The organism is Mesorhizobium sp. M1342, from assembly GCF_040317955.1.
Lineage (GTDB): Bacteria > Pseudomonadota > Alphaproteobacteria > Rhizobiales > Rhizobiaceae > Mesorhizobium.
This window is the reverse complement of sequence record NZ_JAMYLI010000021.1, coordinates 87,081-111,210: the sequence shown is the minus strand read 5'-3', so window position 1 is coordinate 111,210 and position 24,130 is coordinate 87,081. Positions and strand designations below refer to the sequence as shown.

The window sequence follows — 24,130 nt, the reverse complement described above, 5'->3', positions numbered from 1 at the left end:
GTCAGCCTTCCTCCAGCATGCCTTCGTCGTCCTCGGCCTCGCTGTCTGCCTCCATCTGAACCTGTCGGCGATAGACGGCATTGACCTGATAGGTCCGCGCCACAGCTTCGCGACGGGTGGCAGGTAGGCAGAAGCTCAGGGACACCACTGGGCCGCTCAACTTCAGATATGCGGTCTTGTCACCCGTTGTGAAGATATGGATCAGGAGCAGAGGCCGGGTTCTCTGGACGCAGAAGGCCTTATCTCCTCGCAGGCCTCCCTCCCGCTTCTTTTCAGCTCGTCCATCGACCAGCTGATCTTCGGTAAGAGCGATCTGCGCATCGTCGGGATCGGCGACCCTGTTCTTGCCGCCGGTCACGCGGAAGCCGCCGTCGACGACAGTTCCGGAGAGTCGCTGCCGCAACGAAAAACTCTGGCCAGTCACGATCACATCGGCGGGGGGATTTCCGGACTTGGGATGCGGAATGGCGACATCCCACTCCGCAAGCTCGTCCTGCAGCCGGTCCGCAAAGTAGTCGATGAACAGGCTGCTGCCACCACTGATCAGTCCAAGGTCTCCGTGGGCGGACGAGAAGGTGAACCCCTTCAGGAGCGCCAGAACCCGCGCTCCCGAGACTCCGCGCCAGATGACGGTCTTGTCGTCCGTGAACGCGGCCGATGGTTCGCCCACCCCGCCGAGAAAGCCCTTCACCTCCTCAAGATTGGCGGCGTTGATTCTTTGATCGTTCGGCAGGATGTAACCTTCGAGGTGGCGGGTCGAATAGTCCTGCGCGACCGTCATCTGGGTTGCCGACCGCATCTTGTTCGCTGCGGTGATTCGAATGGCGGTGGGGCTCTGGCGCACTTTCAGGCCGAAGTGCTCGGGTGTCAGTCCGAGCGCCTGCATCCGGCCGACTTCATTGCGCAGCTCCTCGATCGCCTCATCGATTTCCTCATAGTGGTCGAGTGATGCTTGGGGCAGATAAACTCGGCACAGATCCTCGTAATCGGGGCGATAGCCAAACCAGCGTGCCATCTGCATGAGGGTGTCGGATGCCGCCGTGTTGCGCAGGATATAGGACATGGTCAGGCCTTCGAGCGTGAGGCCTCGCGACAGGGCCAGACCTCCAATCGCGATGACATGCAGGCCCTTGGCCTTGTTGCGACTGTACTCCAGTGCGCCGCCCTTCATGTTCACAGTTACAGGGATGATGCTGCCAGTCGCTTCATTCAGTATGCCCAGCACGTCTTTGAATGAGACGCCTACCGACGCAAACTCCCTGTCGAAGTCCGTCTGCAGGAGGCCGATAAGCGGATCAGCAAGCGCGTGGGCCCCCAGCCCGGCGCTGACGGCTGCAGCGTTCTTGAGCGCGTCCAGGTAGGCGTAAACCAGACCGTAGACTTTCTCCTGGATAGCGTTGAACCGACTCACATTGACCATCATGGAGCAATGGCTGTCGCCCTGACCGCGAAGCACACGCATCGCACGGGTAAGGACGAAAACGCGGATCGCGGTCAGCAACGAATCGGGAAGCGCGGTGACCGGTTGGTCGCTTTTGTGCCGCAGAGGCAGCAGCTGGCCGTAGTCGTTGATGACGATGGTCATTGTCGGCCGCAGATCACCATCTGCGGCGAACACGCGTGACGCGCCGACATAGTTTGAGGGCGGGTCGAGTGCTTTGATGAAGTGCTTAGGAAAAAGGTCGTCACGGAGCATCGTGTCTTCGTTGTCAGGGTCGATGAAGATGTTCGCGAAAGGCGTGGCGGTGTAGCCGACATAGGACCGGCGTTCGAAGAGTGTAAGAATCTCCCGGATCACCCCATTGATCGCGGTGGTCGCCACCGGATCCTTGGCGGTATTGATGGAGGCGTTGTCCGCTTCGTCGTCGATCAGCAGGAGAGGTGATGCGATCGACGCGCCATGACCCTGTTCGATGAGCCAATCCCGCAGCCGGATCAGCGGTGCTTTGTTCTTCTTGCTGATGAAGATGATGGGCTCGCTGTGCGCATCGAGGCTGAAGAATACGCCTGCGGCATCGCGTGTGAAGTCCCGGTCGCGTGACGTGCCGTAGGCGGGAAACCTCTTGACGGTCGAGTAGGTCTGAATCGGCAGCGGTTCCTGCGCGAGGGCATGAAACACTGACTTCTTGCCAATGAAGGTTTCGTCCAGACGCTCCTGCGTCTGCGACCTGAGGCTGTTCGTGATACCCGCAAGAAGGATGATCGTTTTGTAGCCCGCATCTGCGGCCTTGCAGATCAGGGCGGAGTAATTGGTCGTCTTGCCCGACTGGACGTGACCCATGACCATACCGCGGCGCAGGCCAATGCCGGGATCGAGGGGATCACCGGAAAAGTCGAGAATCTCGTCGGTCACGGTGTCCAGCGTGGCGACAACCTGGGGCGGGATGACATTGCCCTCCAGGTAGTACCGCCGCAGCCGGTTCCAGTAGTAGAAGTCAATATCGCCGCGTTCCCGTCGCTCACGCAGCCATGGCCTGAAGTCGCTGGTCACGGACGCGCCGCGCTTCTGGCTGGTAGTGAAGCTCTGCTCCAGCTCGCGGATCAACCATTCCAACTCTTCGTCGGAAAGGTCGAATGGCCCCGCGGTGACGAATGCGGCGATGGCGCCGTCGGGCAGCGAGGTTCCCTGAGAGACTTCAGTCGAATACTTCTGGCCCAGCTTGCGGACGTAATATGCGAGCTCACTGTCAAGATTCTGCACGCAGCCATCCTTTTTCTCGAAGTACCATTTCGGTTGTCTTCCAGGCTTCGCACCAGGGCTCAGTAACGCGAAGAAGTGCAACCAAGGCTTCGACGTCACCATCCACCTGATCCAACAGCAGTGGAAGCGCGCTGATCAGGTCGGCGCGGAACGCCTCGGGATCGGACAGGGTCTGATGAATAGAATCGATCTTCGCAACAGCGTCACGGCCAAAAGCCACGACCGGGAAGGCCTGCTCAATCACTTTTATGGCGGCAGATGCCGCGCGCTTCTGCTCATCGTCTCCAGCCCCGAGCAAGGCATCGATAATCGGGTGGTCACGATTGATTGAGTAATGGATTTCACCGCCCCGGGCGTGTCGGCTCCATACGGAAGTCGTCCCAGGGCGGTCCAGTCTCCCGCCTCGGGCGCGATAGACACGCGCCGAGCGCCGGCGAAGACCCTCGACGATCTGATGCAAACGCGAGCGCAGAGCGGCCGGCAGCTGGGCGTCTGACTTATCGATTGTGATTTTCCAGACGTGATCAAGCGCATTCGGAATGTCCACGCGCACGCGGACCAGCTGCGAAAGCTCGCCGTGGCGCACGAGCCGGAACCAGGTGCCGCTGATGATCAAACGATGGTTCCGATAAACATAGAAGCCCTGGTTTCGGAGAAAGCCCTCCTCGCCGCCGAGCCGGTCGTACTGGTTAGCCATCAGCTTTGAGTAGTGCGGCAGGATGAAAGGCTGGATGTCGATGGTTCTTCCCGCGATCTCCAGCGGTTCGGGCTCCAGCTCCTGCGTCGCTTCATGATCGCGGTAGAAAGGATCCCAGGGATCGACCTTCTGGCCGTTCAGCCGGATGACAAGGCGGCGGCCGCGGACCTCGCCCGCTATGTAACGATGGAAGATCAGGGCGAGGCGATTGCGGGCATGAACGACCAGCGCGTTGAATTCGCTGACCGTCAGGGTGCCGTTCTCGGATAGTCTGTCACAGTTCGACCACAGGATCTCGACGCCGTTCTTCGCCAGCAGCTCGGGAGATACCATTCCTGCGATTTCGTCTGGCTCGAGGATACCCATCCGCCAGCCGTCGACGTCTTCCAGATCCCAGACGCAGCCGCTCATCTCTTTGCCCTTGCGGGTCAGTACCGACAGCCGGGTACACTGTGAGAATGAGGCTGATTTCATGCCCCAGCCGAAGCGGCCAAGGTCATCGGGCGATCGCTCTGCCAGCGGATTTGCGCTGGCTGGGCGCATGGCTTGCCAGAGTTCTGCACCGGACATGCCGTGCCCGTCGTCCCGGATCCGGATGGCGGGCGCGCCGCCGGCGAAATCGCAGGTCAGCGAAACCTCTCCGGCACCGGCTTTAATGCTGTTGTCGATTAGATCGGCCAGGGCGCCCGGCAGATCGTAGTTGCCAAAACTGCGCGCGGACATCATGAGCGAGGCTGCATCCGGGGGGTTCTTCTCGAACTTCATCCCGAGGAACGTCCCGTGCTCAGGTCAGTAGTGCCGTCTCCTAAGAAGTAGTCCAAGTCTGCTTCCCCCCAAAAGTACGCTAGCCGCCCAGGCTTCCACTTTCAACTGCAAGTAACTATTGGGAACCAAAAGCTCCCTGAATTTCACTGCAGAATCTGGATGTCGATCCACCGAGCCATATGAACGTGCCCATCGGGAGATCCATCTGGAACAGGCAGCTGTCGTTGTGGACTTTACATATTATTGGTGCACATTTCACCACTATGTCGTATTCTCCAGATTCGGGGTGTCTATGGCAAAATCCGCGACGAAGAAGATGAGATCGGTCCGAACCTCCGTGATGCTCCCGGCGGACTGCTACGCGCAGATTCAGGCTCTGGCAGATGCAAATCAGGTCTCGTCAGCGTGGGTTATCCGCCATGCGCTTCTCAAGTTCCTGAACGAACAGACTGCGCAGCTGCAACTCCCGCTGCGTACAGAGGAGCATTGAGATGGAAGCGCGGCTCATGAGCCAGAAGCTTCAGAGGGTTCGTGGCGGTTCGAAGCCGCCGCGCGTGCTGGATCTTTTCTCAGGTTGCGGAGGCCTGTCGCTTGGTTTCAAACGCGCTGGATATGACATCGCGGGCGCCGTTGAGTTTGATTCTCACGCCGCGAAATCCCACGGCCTGAACTTCCATCCGGACGACGCACGCCATTCAGTCGCCCGCGACATCACTGAAACGCCTCCTGCGAAACTTGCTGAAGCGCTGGGCCTGGGGGACGTCTCGCTCGCCGTGGATGTGCTCGTCGGTGGCCCGCCATGTCAGGCGTTTGCCCGGGTGGGTCGCTCGAAGCTGCGCGAGGTGGCAGAGCATCCTGAAGCCTTCCGTCATGATGCTAGGGCCAGGCTCTATATCGAATATCTGCGATATGTCGAAGCGTGCGCTCCACTGGCTGTGGTCATGGAAAACGTTCCCGACATGCTCAATCACGGGGGACACAATCTCGCAGAGGAGATCGCGGAGGTACTTGCTGCCAAAGGATATGTCTGTCGGTACTCACTGCTGAACGCGGCTTTCTACGGCGTTCCGCAGATGCGGGAACGAATGATACTCGTCGCGGTGCACCGCGAGGTAGCTGACAGTATCAGTCTGCCCGAACCGACGCACTGGATTGATCTGCCTGCGGGATACGGGGGGACACGCGCTGTCGCTCTGAAGCTCCTCGGTGCTCTGGGTGGCGCCGGCGACGTACATCACTACTGCGACCCACCGGCGGCGACTTCCGATATGGTGCCAGCAGTCACGGCTCAGGGCGCCATTGGGGATCTGCCGACCATAGATGCCCGCCGGAAACTCGCCGCAGGGACGCTGCGGAGGGGAAGGCGCGGTTTTGACATCGCTGTTCCTTACCACAACTGTGATTCACAGACTGAGTACACTCGCAGCATGCGAAACTGGCCTGGCTTCGAGGGTAAGTCCGCCCTCTACGATCACGTGATACGGTATCTGCCCCGGGACTATCAGATCTTCGCTGGCCTGCAGCCTGGCGATCAATACCCGGAAGCTCGCCGCTACGCGCTCTCTTTATTTGAACAGCGTCTGGCTGAGCGTCGGGCGCTGGGCGATGAACTGCCGGAAGGTTCGACCGCGTGGAAGGCTCTGCTGGCAAGCATCGTGCCGCCCTATGACGCGAGCAAGTTCCCAAACAAGTGGCGGAAGATGGAGGCCGACTTTCCCGCACGAACTCTGCTCGCGCATCTCGGCAAAGACGGATACAGCCACATACATTATGACAGCGATCAGGCCCGGCCCATCTCCGTGCGCGAAGCTGCACGCTTGCAGTCTTTTCCGGACGGCTTTGCATTCAGCGGCACGATGAACCCTGCCTTCCGACAGGTCGGAAACGCAGTTCCTCCACTCCTGGCCTGGCGTATCGCTCTGTCCCTTAAGGCGCAGCTGACCAAATCGGGAAGCGCGGCTGCGGGCCTTCGTGCCGGAGTTCGTCAGTGAGCGGGCGGGAACTGATCATTGTCCGTTCACTCACGGACTCGGATATGGGGTTGTTCGCAGCACACCGGAAGGCGACGGCGAGTCGCCAGCGGGCGATTGCCCTGACTGAGCCTGCGGCAGAGCGGCTGCTTCACCCGGACATCGTCCGCGACAAGGGTGGAGACTTCGATTGCATCTGCCTGTTCGGAGCCGCGATGAACCGGGAGATCAGGCGCATTAACAAGGGCGGCAAAAACTGGCGTCTCGGAGGCAGCCAGCTGCAACACCAGGTGTTTCAGGATCTCGACAGCAAAGACTTTGCACTTATCCGATCCGTTCCCTTTAATGACGGTTCCAGTCCGATCCTGATTACGTTCGTTGGGCGTCGCTCGCACAGGCTCATTCAGGCAGGCCTCGCGGCGACGTTGGCGGAGGGCGTGCTCCAGCACAACGTAGCCATTTTCGAAGAAGACCATAACGGGTTTGCGTCACTTGCGGACCTGTTCCCTGGGATCCCGCCCCGGGTTGCCATTCGACCAGCGGTTCAGCAGCCGGCGTTCCTCTAGGATGAAATCCGCCTCCCAGCCGCCAGCTAACGATGTGCACACTCCAGAGGTGCGCAGCTATAACATGAGCCGCATCCGTGGTCGCGACACGAAACCGGAGCTGCTGATCCGACGTGGCTTGCATGCTCGCGGATTTCGCTTCCGACTACAAGTGCGGGAGCTACCTGGCCGCCCGGATCTGGTTTTTCCAAAGCGGTGCGCAGTGCTTTTGATTCACGGTTGTTTCTGGCACGGACATAATTGTCATCTCTTCCGCCTTCCAGCAACGCGCAGTGACTTCTGGGCATCGAAGATTGCCGCAAACAAGGCCCGCGACGCCCGGGCGAGTGTGGCTTTGGCCGAAGTCGGATGGCGGACGCTCACATTATGGGAATGCGCGATACGGGGTCGCGAACGTTGGCCCGAACATGAAATCTTGGATATTTGCGAGGCATTCCTGAATGGGAGCGCTTCAAGTCAGGAAGTCACAGGGCGTTGCTCGCGGTCCGGCTCAACAGGATGACTTCGCGATACCCAATAATGTTGTCGGAGATCCTTCCGCAGCATTGGAAGTGGACGTTTCAGAACTGTCGTTTTATCGAGTAAAGTTTCTCAAGTTCCTGGAATTCGATCGGGATTGAGCGGGTACCAGAGCGGACAAACAGTTCGGCGCCACCGCCGGCCTTCTTCAGGAAGGTGAGGTTCGCGCGGTCCGCAACCTGAATACGGACGAATGTTTTCCCTCCAGTCTCCAGCGGCACTACCCGAACATAATTGGCCACGGCCTTGCCATCATAGAAACGGGATTCGAGCTGTCCTCTCAGGTATTGATCCCAACCGTCGAAATCCCCCCGGTTGGGGTTTGCGAGAAGGAAATCCTCGACCAAGCCACAGACACTGGTGTCATCCTCAATGCCCAGGAATAATGTCCCTCCGCCAGTATTGCAAAAGGCAGCGATAGATTTCATCATTGTTCGAGTGACGGCCTCAAGCTTGTAGGCTTCGAGGGGCTCGCCGGGTTCGTTCCGGTACCTCCGTACATCGAGCAGCATAGAGGACTTAAACTCGATGTCCGAACGTTCGCCGCCCGCAATTACCTTCAGTACTGATTCAACCGACTCCACGGATACCACCGAGAGTACCCGTATATCTTCGAGATTACCGACGCCGATCTGCGGCTCACAGGCGATTGCGAAGGCGCCAAGGTCGACTTGAAGCTTTGTTAGGCTCACAAGCAGTCCCGTTCCGGTGTCTAGTCCATACTCTTCCAATAGCGCGAGGAGCGTGGTCTCGGTTGGAGCGATGAGAGCTCGTGCCGCGATCGGGCAAAGAAGGGGCATGGTTCAGGCCGTGGTGCGGCTATAGATATCCTCGGCCATTGCGCCCGCTCGCTTTTTCCAGAATTCGGCGACGCCGTCCTCACCAAGCAGGAGGAGATCATAGGCATCACGGTTGATGTAGTAGCGCGTCCAAAGATTAGGATGACTGTCGAAGTCGGCTTTTCCGTGCAGGAAGGTTGCGGGAGATTGCTTGCGCCACTCATTATTTGTCTGGCGATGCATCGGCATTAGGTTGGCCGCGGAATTGACCCAGTCGCGACCGGCCCTTTCGCGATCGAGCACATCCTTGGCGACGCCGCCAGCGTTGTTCTTGCACCAATCCTTCGGATATATGTGATGCAGGTCCATCATACCGCCCTCAAGCGCGATACTTAATTCAGCCGAGATCACATCACGGCCAGCCCGAGCATGTAGAAGCAACAACGCGGCGCGTCTCAAGGCTCCCTTTTCGCCGCCATCTGAGACCACTTCGAAGATATCAATCGGACCGGGGCGAGTGCCGACATTGAAGTCTAGCCACTCGTTCGCCTGCTTGCGCCAATCCATTTCATCTACGCCGAGTTGCTTCTTGCTGAGGAACGCTTTCATCTCCCGCAAGTCGGCACCGATTTGCGTCAGGAACCCCTGATCGTAACGTGAATGAAACACGTTGCGCCAAAAGAACGCTCCATACAGTCGGTCGAGGTCGGCAACCGTCCAATGCGTCGCAGCGCCACCCTCGAACTCGAGGTGCCAGCGTAGGGCGACGTAGATAGCAGCACTCGCCGGGTAGGGACATTGGGCCATGGTGAAGCGCCCTCCGGCAACCGTATTCTGAAAACCTCCGATAAAGGACGCGAACGTCAAATTGTTCTCAATGACCTTGCGCCAGAATGCGCTGGGGATAGCCAAGAGGTCGCTCGACTTTACACTGGTGATCCGCGTGTCCTTGGCGCCGCCGATACGCTTGGGTTCAGGCTTCGCGTCGAGCGCCACATGGATGGCGGCGACGAATTGGGCAATCAGCTCTGGGCGGCCAGTCGAGGACGACCAACCGACCGCTCCGTCGAGTTCACCCATGGCGTCGATTTCGTCGCGGAGCAGCAAAGCGCCGCCAGCGTCCCCAACCGTGTCATTGAAAAGGCCGCTATGAATTAGATCTATCGTCGACACCTTAGTGCCAGTCGTGTTCAGTGTATCGAAAATCTCGCAGATCTGCGCAAGGTCGTAGGTCGGTGGCACGATGTAGACTGCCATCTTGGTGTTGAAGATGCCAGAGAATGCCTTGCTGAGCGCTGCATTCCGGCGCTTCAACTCTTCTTCTTGGGGTAGTACGCCGCCGGGATAGTACTCTGCCTTGTTTATGTCCTGGAGGTAAACCATCCATTGGCCCATCATGGCATTGGGGTCGTCAGTCCCAAGGGGAAAGTACCCGTTCCCAATCGCCCCAGCGTGAGTGTGCAGGTTGCGTTTTACCATCTCTTTCTGGGGCACGAATTTCACGCGTTCGCTGTCTTCCGTCGCAGTGACATCAAGGAAATAGCCGCCGGCATGACGATAAATCGCAGACGATGCCCGCAATCCCCCAAAGGTTAAGGCGAGAGCGGTCGAACGTTGTCGACCATCAAGGATCGCATAATATCTTCCTGGCACCGGACAATCGTCCGCGTAGGTTTTCTGTCCGGTCGCGTTCTCCTTCGGATCCCAATCCGCAATCGAGATTGGCTCTAGGGGAAGAGGTGCGTCGGCACTTTGCTCCCACAGTGTGACCATGCCAACCGGGCGCGCGTCTATTACCGAATTGGCCAGGGCGATCACCTGCGCGTTGTTCCACACGAATTCACGCTGAAATTGCGGGATGAGCCATTCCTTTGTCCTCAGTTTTTTTAGGACTCCCGGAATGTTGATATCCATGACCTGAAGTTGCGACACGCGATCCCCCACCTTCCATTGCCCTATCCGATGATAGACATCAGAAATACTTAAGCTCCAGTCAAGCTGCGCGCCTGCGACTTAGTGATCGAACGTCTCGCAGCAATCATTTTGAGCGGTGAACCAGCCCCCAACGAAAACACGACCGATAGTTAGGCCGAACGAGCGATGCTGCACGGGTTTTCCGCGAGTGTGATTTCGGCTATAATGAAACCCTTGCGAAGAAAGTGTGGATGTCACACCGATCTGCATTCTTAACGACCGGGCAGTTTCAACTTTCAGGATTCCTGAAACACGTTACAGGATTCAAAAAGTTGAAACTCTGCCTGAAATAGAAGGACAATCTTCCGGCCTACTGAGCCCGCCCGCGAACCAAGGGCGAGCAAACCACCATAGCCGTCGACGCTGACGCTACCTGGAACGAGAAGACCAACATCTTGGGCACAGCTGAAGACGTCGTCAAGAACGAGGCTCGGGCCACCGAAGAGCTGATTACCAGGGATTTTTCCTATTAATCGTCTGGATAATCTCAATTCCATTTCCTTCGTAATATTCGCTCAAACAGCGTTAGTCGCTTAGGTCATTATCAATAAAGTTAATCCGGTTAATCCTCTTCATCGCTTCGGGGCTTTTTTTGTTTGAGGACCCAATGAGCGCATACACTGTCAGACCGGCGCCGTGAAGGATGCCAAGAACGGTGTCGCCGCTATCTGCATGCCTAGGATCTAACATTCGTGGATCCGGAGAGACGCCCACAGCGCGTCCTCACCACAATGCAGCACATCGGCTCCGACCTAGTCTGCGGAGGCTGGGCGCTCAGGAGCGGCGAAGCCAATGGCGCCAATGTTGCATTCGAGACGGATGTCGATCAGATAGATCAGAGCAAGGAACCATCGATCTGCTGGATTGCACCCTGGATGCAGGGGACCCAACCATGTGCCAACAGTTCGGACGTACCCTGGCTTCTCAATTCCGCGGCGACCATCTTCACCAACGATGCACCGGGATGCCCTCTAAATCAAACGTGCTTTTTCCATGGTATTATTGGGATAATGTTATCTGATTATTCCTCTCTGATTTTCGAGATAATACAGCGCCGGCCTAGTGGTGAATGGCCATTCAGTGCGCAGACGGCGAGCCACGGCAGCAACTGAGCCAGGTCCTCCTGAGACTGAGATGGTTTCCTTCGGCATTGAGCCCTCAGAGCATCGCAACCTCGCCTGCTATTCGTCGATGCAATGCGGACGAGTTCCGAACCGACGCCGGAGAGGTCTTCACCCTCCCCGTCCCCCGATGGATAAGAACGGCAAGCCGACCAAGATGGAGATCTAATGCCACGACTCTTCTTACCGGCTCACACGAGCTCGACTGGCATGAGATCGACGTCGCCGTGGGCTTCTGGCTTCGCCCTACCTTCCATTATTGATAGACACGTCTCTTCTGGAGCCCTTGAAAACCAAGGCGATTTGACAAACTAGGATTCTTTTCCTACCTTGTACTCATCACCTGAGTCTACCCACAGCTGCCGTTCCCCTTAGAAGAAGAATAAGGATAGGGAAACGACGGACGGGCGAAGCTATTGGTAAATCCAAGAGATTTACCCAGCTCTTGGGCTGAAGCCCACTCAATCATTATTAAAGATAATAATTACCACAGTGATTAGAAAATCATTATGTGGATTTTCTGCGCTATTTTATTAGAAACCATTATCTATATTATCTTGTTCATAATCCAGAATATATTATCTTAATTATATTATCTATATAATGCTCACCAGGGTTCGCCTCCCGCATTACCCTTCGCTCGCTGCGCTCGCTCGGGATGCTCCGGCTCACCTGGTTCGCATATCCCCCTTCTGGTTCCATTATAAGGCATTATCCAGCAGCATTATCTAGATAATCACTATCCGGATTATGGCCTCGGGTTATGGGGAAAATATTATATAATTTTTTGCAGTAGGGGATTTTTGATAGTGACGTCTCATAGCAGTATTCACACTGGGGCCATCCCCCTGGTTCAAACTACCCCCCCCGGTGTCTCCGCCCACACCATCACACCCTCCCCCCGGCTTCTTCCTGGTTCCAGGTGTTATCTTCTCCTTGGTTCTGGCGCTTCGCGCCTTCGGGCGACTTTGATCAAGATGACCACAAACCAATGGAGGCACGAACACCGCTACAGTTCTGGTGTTCGTTATTCGCGTCGAGCCATCCTTTCGGCGAGACCGTGAGCCACCAAAACAAACGAAACACATCAGCAAGGCATTGCCGCCGATTTTTAGGACACAGTAGAGGGTGATAGCTCCCTTCTCGGACTCTATTTTCCGTAGATAGTCCAGCGTCGAGAGATCCGCCGAGGATTCTATGCGCGCGGTGAAATCGGACACGTCCGGCCCGGTCCGGACCTTCGTCTGTGGGCGTTGCACAGGTGCCAAGTTGGACCGACAGGGAGGTTGCTGCTACCGAGGCATAGTCCTAGGCGCTCACCCTCTTGGTTCAGGTAGGCATAGCGTATCCGGCCTGCCTCTGTGTTGGTCATCAACGATGAGGCATCACAGCGGCGAGTTGTGCCATCAGTTCGGCACCTTCAACGAGATGCACAGTCGGTGGAAGTTAACTTCAATTCTCAGCCGAACTGACCCAACCGGAATATCCATCCACCGAAACTACTCCTAAAGCCTAATTGGATCTGCCCTGTCGTCCTCTTGCGATCTTGGGCAGGACGACAGCGCCGTTTGAACTATTCCCATGGCAGCACAGCCCAGTGGCATGCTGCGGTTCTGGTTGGAATCGCCCGTTCTTCAACGGGTCTAGAAAAAGGCATGATGGTCCGACTGTGAGGGCGGTGATCTGATTGGCAACTAACCCCCATCGCTTTCTTTGGCTCGCGGATCGGTCAAACGCCGAGAGTAACCGCCGACCATCACCTATGAAGCAATGGGAGTAATAAACAACCGTGAGAATCCTTGGACGTTACCAATTCTCAGACGCCGGATCCGCTGCATGCCAGCCCCGGTTCCTTTTGTACTTGACCTTCGGCAACCAACCGGCAGGTCGACCGAGGGCCGGGATCTGGCTTAATATCAGCCTTGAGGCCAACGAACCCGCCATTCTACCGATCGCTTCGCCAATCACCGATCGCCTAGAAAGGTTGTGGCCAGCACGTCGATTTAGACGTGACCCGCAACGACCTGTTCGATTTTGTAAAGCTTCGATCCGAAACTTTAGCCGTGCCATGGGGTGTATCTACTTGGTGTCGTATCGACCTTCGCTGCGTCAACGAGGACGCCAACGTCCGGCAGGGTATCAACGAATACAGCATAGATCTCGTCACGCTGCTCACCGGTACGTTCGTCAGTCCCTCGTCCGCATCCGAAGGACTGACCGCACTGCATCCTGCACGCGACTACCCTCGGAAGGTTGAGTGGATCCAAGGAAGGGGGCAAGGAATAAACCTTGCTCCCTTTCAGTGCCCACACGATAGGAATCCTAAAAATATCTTCGAGATCGTTGATCGCGAAAGTTGAAAAAGTTGAACTCGTTTCCAACCTTGGTTCCAACTTTCTAAATGCTATTCTGACTTTTTCTCAAACATCGGCGATAGGGAACCTAAAATCCAACGATCAGCCGCTTCACGCTCTCGTCCTGGTTTTCGGTCTGCTTCGTAGTTCTGAATGTGCCGTGCGAACGCCGCATACGATGAAGCCGCGGCTATCGTCGCCAGCGGAAAAAGATCACCGGCGTCGTCATGCTCGACTTCAGATGCCTCCTCATCACCAAAGCAAGATTGCGAACGGCTGCAATGCGCCTCATGTCGGCCGTATAATTCAACTTTGCCATTTTCTGAAAGTTGGCGTCACAGGCGACCGCGCTGAAGGCCGAGGTGGTGCCAAAGCGGCCGTCCGCTCGACGACCGGAAATGCAGGAATGAATGCCTAGTTGCCGACCTCCCAAAAACATTCCAACATCGGCAGGCCCCGATTCGTGAAGTGCGGTTTGCCACGCTCGCAGCTTTCGGCCGCCGCCTTGTTGGCAAGGCTACTGTATGGATAGTGAGGGTCGATTAATCAAAGCGCTTTGCTGCTAGCTTCCTGGAATGTCAGCGGAAACGGTCCAACACCGTTCTAATTACCGGGTTGGGCAATGATAGCATCCGCCGCAAAGTAGTATGACCGTGAAATTCGTCGATGACTAACCGGTGGCGTGTAGCTTGAACCCTGTGGAGGGATCGGCCGCGCAGAAGAATTGACCGGCTCCCGCACGGAGCGTCTGCCCAAGGAATGCGGCTAAAATAACGTGTCGGACGTGCAAAAGGCATATGTCGCCTCTCTCAGAGGAAGCTGGCCCAATGGCTTTCGGCGACGATTGAGATCGGCAAACCCTGGTCGCGCCAGCCGGTCGCTTTGACGATTTTGTCGCCGAACGAGGAATGTTTCCAAGATTCGGTGGCGTAGGCACCGATCACCAAAACCTCCGTTTTCTGGCTCAGACCACCGGAGGCGCCCCCGCGATCTGCAATGGCCTGCTCGCAGTGCTTTCGTTGACCAAAATTGAATATGCCCGTGAAGCAATACAGCCGGCCGGCGAAGGACAACATCGGTGCTGGATCGCACAGGGGCAACGTAGTCGGCTTAAGCACTTCACCAAGTTCGAAGTCACGATTCGAGAAGCTATTCAGCGTGTCCAAGAGTTCGGCGTGTTCATCAGCGTCGAGCATACCGTCGGCGAGAATATCATTGACCCGCTGATACAAGGTTCGGATGAGTGGCTGGCTGCTGATCTCCGCATTTGCGCCAACCATTTTTGAAGAAACTCGATCTCGGCTTTGTTTATGGTTCCGTCCGCGGCCAAGCCGCGCGCCAGCCCGATGAGTTCGTCGATCTGGCGCGACGAGATACGGTCGCCGCCGACGCGATTATGAAACTTGTCGTTCATTCCCCTCTCCCCTCAACCATCCTTCTAACAAAGCGTCTCGCACGCCACGCCATCCCCATCGCGATCCAGCTTGCCGCCCCACGGACAATTGCCGAGATACCATTGAGCCTCGTCGCACGAACTGATTTGAGAGCACTTCCGTCGCGGCTGACAGGAATAGCTTTGCGCTACCTGTTGACGGCTGATGATGCCTAGGGGTTCGCTGACCGCCGATCGGACATTGTCTATAGGTCCAGCGCGCCATTCCCACGGGGCTTGGAACTTTCCGACCCACAGCCCGACCTTCGCCGCCTCGGCCTTCGCCTGCTGCGCTGCATAGGCGCCTTGGCTGTATTTGGGCCAGTCTAGCGCCTGGCCGTGTTCGACCATCCAAGCGGCGACACTGACGCCATCCGCGCGTCGGCAGTCGCTCACGAAACGGTTGTAGCGATCCCACGCGACGAAGATGCATGTGACCGGCCTCGATGCCGCCAAGAACCCTTCTAGCGCTGCCGCAGCCTTCGCGCCGCACCGGTAGCGAAAACCCTTGGCATCGTCGCATTGCTGCGCTGACTCGGGTGCGTCGATGCCGTTGAAGCGAATGCGTTGCCCGTGGATCTCGATCGTGTCGCCGTCGATTACCGAAGCGACACCGGCAATAGGCGCCGGAGTGTGTCCAATCCAGTTAGAAACGTGGAGGTCAGGGGAGCCGTCACTGTGCTGCATGATGAACTGCGTCGCGAAGGCGGCCATGGCGACAATTGTCACCAGTACGAGACGCTTCGGAATGGCACCCAGCAAGCGCGCACGCGCACGTTGCGCGCCACGCCGCTTGCGCCATTGATTAGACCGGTTGTCGTATCGATGCTTGTCCACGCCCCTCTTCCCCGCAGATAAGATGCTACCATTTCGGCAAAGAGTCCAGAAAGGCGGACCTGATGGAATGGTATTGCGACCTGCCACAACTTGCGCGAGGCACGATTTTGAAAGAGCGCCACTGATGATCCGGCGCGGCCGCGCCTAATCGACCAGAACGAGGAGCGGCTTGTGCTTTGGCCGTTCGTGCCAAATGACTTGGCGCAGGTCGCGCATATCGACCAGTTGCCCGCAAGTCGGGCAGGTATAAAAATTGTCCAGCTCGTCGGCCGGCTCGCCGCCGTGCGGCTTGCCGGGAATTGGCGGCCCAAGGTCGTTTAGCCTCGTCATGGCTATCAAACTTTCAATTTGTCTAAAATGTTCCGGAACTATTTTAGCGCAAGCTGATTGAATCGCGCCTTGTGAGTCCGGTGCATGCGTTTGAAGTTCGTCCCGCCTTTGATGCCGACCCTTGTCGAACAACCGCCGGAAGGTGACGGCTGGATTCACGAGGTGAAATTCGACGGATATCGCTCGCAGCTCATCATCGATGAAGACGGAACCCGAATTTACACCCGCAACGGCCACGATTGGACCAAAAAATATCGCGACTTGGTGAAAGAGGCCGATAGCCTTGGCGCCGAAAGTGCCATCGTGGATGGTGAGATCATCGTCCTAAACGAGGCCGGCCTGTCCAACTTCGGCGAACTGCGCAAGGCGATCACCCGCCGGCAGCACGACCTCTATTTCGTCGCCTTCGACCTTCTCCACCTCAATGGTCATGAGCTGCGTGACATGGCGCTGGTGGAGCGCCGCGAGATCCTGGCCAGCATGATCGAGCCCGGCGGACGTATCCAGTTCAGCGAGCCTCTGCCGGGCAAAGCAAAGGCCATCTTTCATCTGCTCGATCAGGCCGGACTTGAGGGCATGGTGTCGAAACGGCGCGACAGCAAATACCGCAGCGGTCCGTCGACGAACTGGCTGAAGGTGAAATGCTACACGATTGACGAATACGATCTGCTTGGCGTGGAGCGCGAGGCGGGCAAGCCTGCCTTCGCTCTGATGGCGGATCGAACGACGGGGAGGTATGTCGGGTCGGCTTTCATCAACTCGCGGGGCGCCATCCGCGACCGGCTTTGGAAGAGGGTCCAGGAGGACGCCGGGCCGGCGCCGAAGGGCATGAAGCGGCCGGCGACACAATGGGTCAAGCCGGGCATCATAGGGCGTGTGAAGCACTTGCGCGGCGAGGAGGATTTGCGGCACGCGTCTTTGCAGGATTTCCGCGAGGAATCATAGCCAGCGGTGTTGCATTCTCTGGCCGGCGCGGTGCTATATGCCGAGAAATCAGGGGCACAGACCATGATCCACACCCGCGCCGTAGTCTGCGCCCTAGCGCTCACGACCATTGCAACAGGCGCGTATGCCGATCAACCCATGACAGGCAAGATGGCGAAATACATAATCGCCGGGCGCATCCTCAGCAACCGAGTTTGCGACAATGACCGTTTCTATCTGGACGAAGCTCGGCGGCTTCAATCCCTCGCGTTCGATCAGGTCGGCAAGAAACTAGGTGCATTTGAGCATGGGCAGGAAACCGGGTTAGACATGCCTGAGAGTGCTTGTGAGCAGCTTTACATCGATGCCGGCAACTGGAGCATGCTTCGCCCGGGACAGCCTTCAGAAGCTGTTGCGAAACAAATCAAATTGCTTGCCGCGATAGATAACAATAATTGCAATTGGGACGATGCGACTAAGACCGACTTCGATCCGCCGAAATACCCTGCGATGGTTCAGGCATCCAAAACACGGTTGGTTGACAAGGAAATCCATAGCATCGGTTACGACCGGCTGATCGAACTGCAATCCCTCTATGGATTTGAAACGACTATGGCCTACGTGGACGCCGGCAATTCCTACGGCGTGTCCGACAACATGACAGAGATTTGCCCAATCATCGAGGAGTTCGCCAAGTCACTTCTAGGGCAATGAACTAACCTGTCGTGTTAAGTGGCGAATCGGAAATAAGGAGATCGCCGATGTTCGCTCGCGGGTGCCCGCATGTCACGCAACACCTGAAAACGACTGAGGGCCGCTGTACGCGATTGACGAGGGGCGTTCGTCGCGCTTTATTCGACTACTAGGATTGTGCGCTTAGGCTGAGCCTTCGGTCTCGCTTTCCTCGTCAAACAAACGCGGCACCGGAAGATACGCATTAGCGATGAGCCAGTCGCCAATGATCTTCCTGAGCAGATCAGGCTTCGGCATCCCCATTTCGACGGCAACGTCCGACAAGGAATCCTCAGTGCGAGGATCAAGCTCAACGTGATCGACATTTCGGATTATCAACGCGGCGCGTCGAAGCATGATTTGAAGATCGGCGCGCGGAACGTCCGCGATGCTGTCGGACACCTGCTGCAATTCATCGGCGAAGGTCGAGCGGGTCATTGGTGCCTTCCTCCCAAAAGATGCTGATCGCCCTCGGCACGATGGCCGTGGCAGAACCAATGTGATGGCCCCTTCGGTCGCGCGAAACCGAACGGCGCGCGCATTCCACATCCGGCAAACTCGCAAACATGGTTCTCGATCCGCTGGCGTTCGCGCGAGGCTGCTACCATGCCTTCGGCAAGTCTGGTGGGTTCGTCGCTCATAGGAGTGCAATCGGCTCGATCATTCCTGCATTGTCGTTGGGCTGCTTGTTGACGACCGTCGCGTTGACCTCCCGGCCGACACGATAGAATTGCAGGCTGCCATCGATGTCGTGGCTGAGTATGTCCTTCAGGTCGCCAGCCGGCGTCTTGGGGTCGAGCCAGGCGTCGTAAAAGGCTGGATCCAGCATGATCGGCTGGCGGTCGTGGATCTGATTGATGGGTGCCGCAGATGGCTCGGTTATGATCGTGCAACTGGTCACGTCCAAGTTCGAATTATAGGCCCATAGGCCTGCGAATGAGAATGGTGCGTGACCAGGCTGGAAGACATGCCAAGGATCTTTCTTGCCGTCAGCCGGCGAAATCGTCCATTCGTAATAGCCATCAGCCGGAATGAGGCAGCGTTTCGATTTGAAGGCATCCCGGAATGCCGGCGTTGTGTCTACCCCTTCGATGCGAGCGTTGAACATGGTGCCCTTTGGCATTTCCTTGGCCCAGAAGGGAACCAGCCACCATCGTCCGGTTCGAAGTCTGTGGTTGCCATCGTCGGCAGCCGTGATGAAGGGCACTTCATCTGTAGGCGCGATGTTGTAGCGAGGGGCATCGTTCCGGCCAACCTCGGCCGGCGCCGTCAGCCGGTAGAGCCGGTGGATTTCCGACCAGGATAGATATCGGGTGTAGCGTCCGCACATGGTTTTGCCCCTAGTTGCGCAGGATTTCGGGAACGCTGAGAGGGCCGAGATTAAGAATCCGCTCGTAGCTGCCGGTGCGGCGCCACACGCCCCGTGCCTTGCCGCTTTCCCGGTCGCGCTTCGGATCGAACATCACCCCGCCGAAGTGGTCAAGGAATGCCTGGGCGGTCGTGGTGTCTGCGAAGCAGTGGAGCCTCCAGTTTTCATACTCGCCGCCCGGCCAGATCGCCTGCACTTGGCGCGTCATATGGGGCAGCCCCTGTTCAGCGCAGAACTTCTTGATCAAAGCGAAGTTCCGGTGGACACACAGATCGTCCGGCAAGGCGACCTGAAACGGCCATTCGCGGTCGATCCTTGCCGGCGTAGGGCCGCCACTGCGCGTTACCACGCCTGCTCGGAAAAACTGTCAGCCTGAAGGCGCATAGCTGCCAGTGTCAGAGCAATTGCCGTGTTGGCTGGAGGCCGATCCATGTAAAGCCGTCCATCGAGCGAACGCCACGCGGCCACGCTCCTATTATCATCGTCTTCATCGCGCTCCGGATCGATGATGCGAGCATCGCAGGGATCTTGCTCGATCTCGATTGTCCAGCCCTGAAGGGACTTCTGGGTAATTTGAGCTACCTCGGCCAGATTGCTGGTCAGGTAGGGCAAGCCCAATTTGGCCGCCTCCTCTGGAGTGCCCGGTTCATTGACCCAGCCCATCACATAGCAGATGTCGATGTCGAGCTGACGATCGGGGCCGGCGGCAGTTTCAAGGCGCTCTATGACGGCGGGATAAAGCTTCTGTCGTTCCGGCCATGTTGTCGGGTTGAGTGTTTTAACCTTCGGCTCACCCGGCCCGACAGCCAAGGCGCGATGTCGAACGACCTTTTCCTCGGGCCATCCTGCGCAGCAAGCTTCGCAAGCGGCGCGCTCGGCCAGGAACCAAACGCTTGCCGCCGCTTGTTTTTCCTCACTCGGCGCCTCGCCCTCTGGAAATCCCTTCATATCCCACAGCTCTATTGCGAGCATGCCGTTCATGGAATCCTCGTAGGAAATTCCAGAGCCTTCAAAAACGGACTCCGCAGCGGCGATCCCGCGAGAAAGTTCCTCAGGCGTTGCGTTCTTAATGACTAAGCGAAGTGGCATCTCTGCCTCCTGTTGTTGTCAAGGCGCACAGTGAACAAAAAGAGAACGCGAGAGTCAAGACGCTATTGACGAAGAGGAATATGTTCCTCATTTCAGGGTATGCCTGAGCCCTACGCGCCGAAGAACCGCGACTTTCCGCTATCCAAGCTGAACGACACCATGCGCCTGGTGCGTGTGCGCTGCTGCTACTGCAAGCGGCTGCACAATTACGCGCCTTCCGATCTCATCCAGATCTTCGGCGACGTCGATGTCGACTCCCTCGCTTTCCGGATCAAGTGTGAGAACGGCAAGGACCATGGCAGGCTCGATGTCGAGGCCTTTGTGCCGACCGGGCGGGAGGCGGTCGGCTTGCGCATCCGCCGCCTCGTGGCAATCAAGATCAACCGCGTGCCGGTATGGCGCGAAGATCCGGCGTAGGACAATAGCGATGGCCAGAACGAAACCGTCCAAGTAGCTTTCAGAGGCTGAGATCGAGTACTTTCTCGCAGCAGCGGAGGCGCTCCATAACGGGATCGTCCAAACTACTTCTATCGCCCACAAGCGACCAATACCAGCGCTGCAGAGAACGCATGCAGCCTTATTGAAGACGTTTAAAGATATCACCGGCAAGGGCGCGCCGTTCATTCAATGGTTTGGGACGGGTCCAGTGCGGGCCAAGCTGGCGACTTCAGTCTTAGATGGGCGACTCCTAATATGCCTATAGCTTAGGCCGCGCGGGGCAACCTAAGCCTAAGCCTAAGCCCGCAATGGCCGATGCAGTTCGCTTGACCCCACCACCCCTGCCCCGTTTCGCCGCGATAGCATCAAAGGGCCGCTTCGCGATGCCCGACAAGGGCCTCGGCGTCCAACTCGTGCCGTGGTCGGCCGCCGCACACCGCGGCGGACCTTCAGATAGATGCGTCGATCCACAGGTATGGCCAATCGCCCTTAATCGGCAGCTCGAGGAAGGCTTTCACCTTGCCGTCGATCTCCTCGCACACCGAGAAGATGCCGCCGCGAACGTGATCACGACGGATGTCGCCTTTTGCCGACCGGGAGATCGGCTCAACGACGTCTGGGCCACCATCAAGGAGCGAGGCCTGAAGAACATCCCAGTTGTTGATCAGGAATCGAAGCCGCTTGGCGTGCTCAACGCCAAGGACGTCCTGCTATCTCTGCTTCAGGATGTTGAATACGAGGAGTTGGCGCATCGGATACGGATCAACTGACCCTCATGCGCGCTCGGCATAGGGTCTGCACGAGGCGGCGCGGTCTTCTGCTCTGTTCCGGCATTGGCAAAAAATAGGAATCGGTTCCTTCAGGGGTCGATTCGCCCTTGACATTTTTGTTGCCTGTTTGTTCTATCTGGGCGGGTATCAATGGAGCGGTTGTTGTGGACCTCATGTGACACCTCAGCAGTCAGCAGGAGGCCGCCCTCCACGCCCACGCCGAGGATTTCACGGGTGATGTGATGAAGGCGCTCAAGGAGATGATCGTGCTCAACGGGCATCTTCAGGACCAACCAGATGCGCTTGCCGCAGCAAGCAGAGCGAAACGCTAGGAGGAAGCAATGGGCACAATGCATTTTGACGCCGAAGCCAAAGCGGAGCTGCATTCAGAAGCCGTCAAGCTGATCGCCCGCTACGACAGTCCGCTTGAGACCGTGAAGGCGCTGATGGCCTACAACTGCGAGCTTGAGACCCAGATACTCGCCATAGCCCACCGGCATCCCGGGATTGTCTCAATTGGGTACGACGATACGCCGCCTGTGGTGGGCTGAGAGGGGCAGTGCCCCATGCAAGAATTTGTCGAGTTCATACAGAGTAACTCTGAGCTGGTGTCGGCTAACCCGACGGCCTTTGCCACGTTTGCCATATTGTTCGGCGGCGGCGGGTTTGCAGTTGGACGTTATTTCCTGACGGAACGTATTGCCAATCTGGAAAGTCGGATTGCGAGACGCGACGAGGAAATCACGAACCTGAAGGCCAAGCAGAAAGTCCCAGAGTCGGAAGGCCCTGTGCCTCTGTTCGAGATGACCGAGGTCCTTCCCCCTGCGCCGCTCAACTTCAACAGGCTGTTGGTTCAGCGGAAAGATAACCTCCATGTCGGATAATTTGCTGCCCTAACAGAAAGCACCCAAGCTGATCGTTGTCACCGCCTTCGACCGCGATGAGAGTGACGATCTCCAACTTGTCCTCGGACCGGCAGAGCAGCCGACAGAGGATCAAGCGGTTCGGATTGCGGGGGACTGGTAGGTAATCATGCTGGTGTCATTGCGTGTTCGCGCGATGCTAACCCCTCGTTGGGTGAATATAGTTTGGCAGCGGCTTCGAATGTCTTCCGCGCTTGATTGGCCGTCGGCGAGAGCGGCAACGCGCATCGCGTAGTCCCACTTAGTGGTGGGATTTGGGGACGACGAAAAGCTCAGACAGGAATACCAGCTCTTACTCTACGATCTTCCAGTATGAGTCCTTTCGGATCACCTTTCCGTCGCGAAACGTGTAGAAGTCGCAGCCCTGGACTTCCTTTTTCACGCCCTCGCGGGTGGTGCCGGTGAGGGTCCATTTCGACATGCCGGTGTCGGCGGCCGGATCGGCAAAATGCTCAGCCTTGCCGTAGTGGACATCGGGCAAGCCTTCAAAGCGTGTCGCCAGCGCCTCTCGCATGCTGCGTTTGCCCTCGCAACGCGTTCCCCAGGGCTCAGCTCCCCTCGGCATCTCCAGGACGCAGTCGTCGGCAAAGAACGTCATGATGCGATCGAGATCGTGCGCGTTGAAGGCTTCGCATAGCTCCGTCAGTGTCGCTCGAATGTCCATTCGCCAACGCCTCCTTGAATCCGAAGTAGGTCACTGGCGGCGGACCTGGTCAAGTGTCCAAGCTTTCAAGACTCCCTGGCCGTGGCCGCGATAAAAGCGCAGCTTCCGCCACTCACCCCTTCTTCGCGAACGCCCAGACCATCAGCGGGTATTCCTCGTCATTGCTCAAATCCCGCCACAGGCCGTAGGCGCGGACGGGGCCGCCGATATGGGCTCTGGCGCAGGCCTTGTTGCCCCAGCCGTGGACCTTGACGTTGGCTTCGGAGAAGCCGCCCTCGACCATCAGCTGCTTGAGGCCGGCGGGCGTCCATCTGTTGTAGTCGTGCGGCCTGGCGTGGACGCGAAACAGGAAGGGCGTGGCCACCATCGCCCAGCCGCCAGGCCTGGTCATGGCGTGGATGTTTTCCACCGCCGCCTGCGGCCGGCGCACATGCTCCAGCACCTGGTCGGCGATGACGATGGAATATTGCTCGTCGGTGCGGTCCTTGCAGATGTCGAAGGCGGGGAAATCGACTGAGCGGTAATTGGGGCACATCGCCCGCCAGTAGCGGTTCCAGCCGGGCGAGATCTCGATGACGTCGGAGGCTTTGCGGTTGCCGGCTTCGAGGAAGAGCGTGAACGCCTCGATCTGGCGAATGCGCAACCAGTTGCGGGAATCGTAGCCGATGAGCCGTTTCACGGCGCGTTTGCTTTGGCTTTTCAGGGCGGCAAGGCTTGTCGTCACATCGACCTCCTCCAAAACCCGCCGCGAGGAACAGTCTAGCCCAGGCAAAGTGGGCAAAAGATGACATCGTTGCGCCGCTCCCCAGAGCGGCGCTGATTGAGTTCAAGATGCCGGCTTGAGCGGTTCCTGCTTAGTAATCGCCGTTGTAATATCGGTCGTCGCAGGGCGCGGTGTAGATGCGGCCGTCGCGGTCCTGGTAGCGGCACATCTGTTCGCCACGACGCTGCGGAGTGGTGGCCGAGCCGACGACGGCGCCAAGCAGGGCGCCGCTGGCGGCGCCGATGACCGTGCTCTTGGTGTTGCCGCCAATGGCCTGGCCGACGAGGGCGCCGCCGGCGCCGCCGATCAGCGCGCCGGTTCCGGCCCGCTGCTGGCCTTCGGTCTGTGCGCAGCCGGCAAGTGCCGCGGTCATCAGCACGGCGGCTATGGCTTTGTGAAAGTTCATGTGAAGT

General features: G+C 57.7%; 27 protein-coding genes. 12 read left to right on the top strand and 15 right to left on the bottom strand.

The genetic code is table 11. From position 1 onward, the window contains the following. Window position 1 precedes the first annotated feature (1 nt). Window positions 2–2,701, bottom strand: a complete 2,700-nt coding sequence (locus NKH06_RS22015) for a Z1 domain-containing protein (protein ID WP_352893974.1) — start codon at window positions 2,699–2,701, stop codon at window positions 2–4. Then, window positions 2,688–4,163, bottom strand: a complete 1,476-nt coding sequence (locus NKH06_RS22010; protein WP_352893972.1) for an ATP-binding protein — start codon at window positions 4,161–4,163, stop codon at window positions 2,688–2,690. Before NKH06_RS22010 ends, NKH06_RS22015 begins: the two co-directional genes overlap by 14 nt. A 292-nt stretch (window positions 4,164–4,455) precedes the next feature. Between NKH06_RS22010 and NKH06_RS22005 the strand changes: the two genes are divergently transcribed. From NKH06_RS22005 to NKH06_RS21990, 4 genes are read left to right on the top strand one after another with little or no spacing between them, the layout of a single operon-like run. After that, a complete protein-coding gene (locus NKH06_RS22005; protein ID WP_206073768.1) occupies window positions 4,456–4,653 on the top strand; it encodes a ribbon-helix-helix protein, CopG family in 198 nt (65 codons plus the stop codon). Between the two features lie 16 nt (window positions 4,654–4,669). Beyond that, on the top strand, window positions 4,670–6,154 hold the full coding sequence (locus NKH06_RS22000; RefSeq protein ID WP_352893970.1) for a DNA cytosine methyltransferase: 1,485 nt from the start codon (window positions 4,670–4,672) through the stop codon (window positions 6,152–6,154). After that, complete coding sequence (locus NKH06_RS21995) at window positions 6,151–6,699, top strand: hypothetical protein (protein WP_352893969.1); 549 nt, start codon at window positions 6,151–6,153, stop codon at window positions 6,697–6,699. Before NKH06_RS22000 ends, NKH06_RS21995 begins: the two co-directional genes overlap by 4 nt. A 1-nt stretch (window position 6,700) precedes the next feature. Beyond that, complete coding sequence (locus NKH06_RS21990) at window positions 6,701–7,201, top strand: very short patch repair endonuclease (RefSeq protein ID WP_352893967.1); 501 nt, start codon at window positions 6,701–6,703, stop codon at window positions 7,199–7,201. A gap of 58 nt (window positions 7,202–7,259) precedes the next feature. Here NKH06_RS21990 and NKH06_RS21985 read toward each other — a convergent pair whose 3' ends face one another. Both NKH06_RS21985 and NKH06_RS21980 read right to left on the bottom strand, forming a co-directional pair. Continuing rightward, window positions 7,260–8,018 (bottom strand): AlbA family DNA-binding domain-containing protein, encoded by a 759-nt coding sequence (locus NKH06_RS21985; protein ID WP_352893965.1) that lies wholly within the window; start codon window positions 8,016–8,018, stop codon window positions 7,260–7,262. A 3-nt stretch (window positions 8,019–8,021) separates the two neighbouring features. Continuing rightward, complete coding sequence (locus NKH06_RS21980; protein WP_352893964.1) at window positions 8,022–9,929, bottom strand: GmrSD restriction endonuclease domain-containing protein; 1,908 nt, start codon at window positions 9,927–9,929, stop codon at window positions 8,022–8,024. Window positions 9,930–13,101: 3,172 nt separating this feature from the next. Here NKH06_RS21980 and NKH06_RS21975 point away from each other — a divergent pair. Further along, the gene (locus NKH06_RS21975) at window positions 13,102–13,452 is read left to right on the top strand and encodes a hypothetical protein (protein WP_352893962.1); all 351 of its coding nucleotides are present in this window, start codon (window positions 13,102–13,104) and stop codon (window positions 13,450–13,452) included. After that, entirely contained in the window at window positions 13,436–13,864 is a 429-nt protein-coding gene (locus tag NKH06_RS21970) for a hypothetical protein (protein ID WP_352893961.1), read from the top strand. Before NKH06_RS21975 ends, NKH06_RS21970 begins: the two co-directional genes overlap by 17 nt. A gap of 391 nt (window positions 13,865–14,255) precedes the next feature. Here the strand turns inward: NKH06_RS21970 and NKH06_RS21965 are convergent, their stop codons facing one another. The 4 genes from NKH06_RS21965 to NKH06_RS21950 all read right to left on the bottom strand — a co-directional run bounded on the left by NKH06_RS21965 (window position 14,256) and on the right by NKH06_RS21950 (window position 16,045). Then, the gene (locus NKH06_RS21965) at window positions 14,256–14,612 is read right to left on the bottom strand and encodes a BRCT domain-containing protein (RefSeq protein WP_352893959.1); all 357 of its coding nucleotides are present in this window, start codon (window positions 14,610–14,612) and stop codon (window positions 14,256–14,258) included. Then, entirely contained in the window at window positions 14,600–14,860 is a 261-nt protein-coding gene (locus tag NKH06_RS21960; RefSeq protein WP_352893957.1) for a hypothetical protein, read from the bottom strand. Before NKH06_RS21960 ends, NKH06_RS21965 begins: the two co-directional genes overlap by 13 nt. Before the next feature lie 24 nt (window positions 14,861–14,884). Continuing rightward, a complete protein-coding gene (locus NKH06_RS21955) occupies window positions 14,885–15,715 on the bottom strand; it encodes an excalibur calcium-binding domain-containing protein (RefSeq protein WP_352893955.1) in 831 nt (276 codons plus the stop codon). Window positions 15,716–15,859: 144 nt separating this feature from the next. After that, a complete protein-coding gene (locus tag NKH06_RS21950) occupies window positions 15,860–16,045 on the bottom strand; it encodes a hypothetical protein (RefSeq protein WP_352893954.1) in 186 nt (61 codons plus the stop codon). Window positions 16,046–16,129: 84 nt separating this feature from the next. Here NKH06_RS21950 and NKH06_RS21945 point away from each other — a divergent pair, with 84 nt between their 5' ends. Together NKH06_RS21945 and NKH06_RS21940 are read left to right on the top strand one after the other, a co-directional pair. Further along, on the top strand, window positions 16,130–16,990 hold the full coding sequence (locus NKH06_RS21945; RefSeq protein WP_352893952.1) for an ATP-dependent DNA ligase: 861 nt from the start codon (window positions 16,130–16,132) through the stop codon (window positions 16,988–16,990). 63 nt (window positions 16,991–17,053) lie between these two features. After that, on the top strand, window positions 17,054–17,683 hold the full coding sequence (locus tag NKH06_RS21940) for a hypothetical protein (protein WP_352893951.1): 630 nt from the start codon (window positions 17,054–17,056) through the stop codon (window positions 17,681–17,683). A 162-nt stretch (window positions 17,684–17,845) separates the two neighbouring features. On the opposite strand, the gene NKH06_RS21935 is transcribed toward NKH06_RS21940, so the two are convergent. The 4 genes from NKH06_RS21935 to NKH06_RS21920 form a co-directional block, all read right to left on the bottom strand. Beyond that, a complete protein-coding gene (locus NKH06_RS21935) occupies window positions 17,846–18,139 on the bottom strand; it encodes a hypothetical protein (protein WP_352893949.1) in 294 nt (97 codons plus the stop codon). Window positions 18,140–18,338: 199 nt separating this feature from the next. Then, the gene (locus tag NKH06_RS21930) at window positions 18,339–19,031 is read right to left on the bottom strand and encodes an SOS response-associated peptidase (RefSeq protein ID WP_352893948.1); all 693 of its coding nucleotides are present in this window, start codon (window positions 19,029–19,031) and stop codon (window positions 18,339–18,341) included. Window positions 19,032–19,041: 10 nt separating this feature from the next. After that, on the bottom strand, window positions 19,042–19,317 hold the full coding sequence (locus NKH06_RS21925) for a hypothetical protein (RefSeq protein ID WP_352893946.1): 276 nt from the start codon (window positions 19,315–19,317) through the stop codon (window positions 19,042–19,044). Between the two features lie 95 nt (window positions 19,318–19,412). After that, window positions 19,413–20,159: a hypothetical protein gene (locus NKH06_RS21920; protein WP_352893944.1), complete on the bottom strand. Its 747-nt coding sequence runs from the start codon at window positions 20,157–20,159 to the stop codon at window positions 19,413–19,415. Window positions 20,160–20,258: 99 nt separating this feature from the next. On the opposite strand from NKH06_RS21920, the gene NKH06_RS21915 reads away from it, so the two are divergent. From NKH06_RS21915 to NKH06_RS21900, 4 genes are all read left to right on the top strand, one after another. Next, window positions 20,259–20,576 carry a hypothetical protein gene (locus tag NKH06_RS21915; protein WP_352893942.1) on the top strand — a complete coding sequence of 106 codons (318 nt, stop codon included), beginning with the start codon at window positions 20,259–20,261 and terminating at the stop codon, window positions 20,574–20,576. 584 nt (window positions 20,577–21,160) lie between these two features. Then, window positions 21,161–21,367 (top strand): CBS domain-containing protein, encoded by a 207-nt coding sequence (locus NKH06_RS21910; RefSeq protein WP_352893941.1) that lies wholly within the window; start codon window positions 21,161–21,163, stop codon window positions 21,365–21,367. 341 nt (window positions 21,368–21,708) lie between these two features. Then, window positions 21,709–21,918: a hypothetical protein gene (locus NKH06_RS21905; protein ID WP_069090389.1), complete on the top strand. Its 210-nt coding sequence runs from the start codon at window positions 21,709–21,711 to the stop codon at window positions 21,916–21,918. Between the two features lie 15 nt (window positions 21,919–21,933). Next, window positions 21,934–22,251, top strand: coding sequence for a hypothetical protein (locus NKH06_RS21900; RefSeq protein ID WP_352893940.1), 318 nt, complete (start codon window positions 21,934–21,936; stop codon window positions 22,249–22,251). A 331-nt stretch (window positions 22,252–22,582) separates the two neighbouring features. Here NKH06_RS21900 and NKH06_RS21895 read toward each other — a convergent pair whose 3' ends face one another. The 3 genes from NKH06_RS21895 to NKH06_RS21885 form a co-directional block, all read right to left on the bottom strand. Then, a complete protein-coding gene (locus NKH06_RS21895; RefSeq protein ID WP_352893939.1) occupies window positions 22,583–22,954 on the bottom strand; it encodes a nuclear transport factor 2 family protein in 372 nt (123 codons plus the stop codon). Between the two features lie 112 nt (window positions 22,955–23,066). Further along, window positions 23,067–23,678 carry a class I SAM-dependent methyltransferase gene (locus tag NKH06_RS21890; RefSeq protein ID WP_352893937.1) on the bottom strand — a complete coding sequence of 204 codons (612 nt, stop codon included), beginning with the start codon at window positions 23,676–23,678 and terminating at the stop codon, window positions 23,067–23,069. A 130-nt stretch (window positions 23,679–23,808) separates the two neighbouring features. After that, window positions 23,809–24,123, bottom strand: a complete 315-nt coding sequence (locus tag NKH06_RS21885; protein ID WP_352893935.1) for a YMGG-like glycine zipper-containing protein — start codon at window positions 24,121–24,123, stop codon at window positions 23,809–23,811. Between the last annotated feature and the right edge of the window lie 7 nt (window positions 24,124–24,130).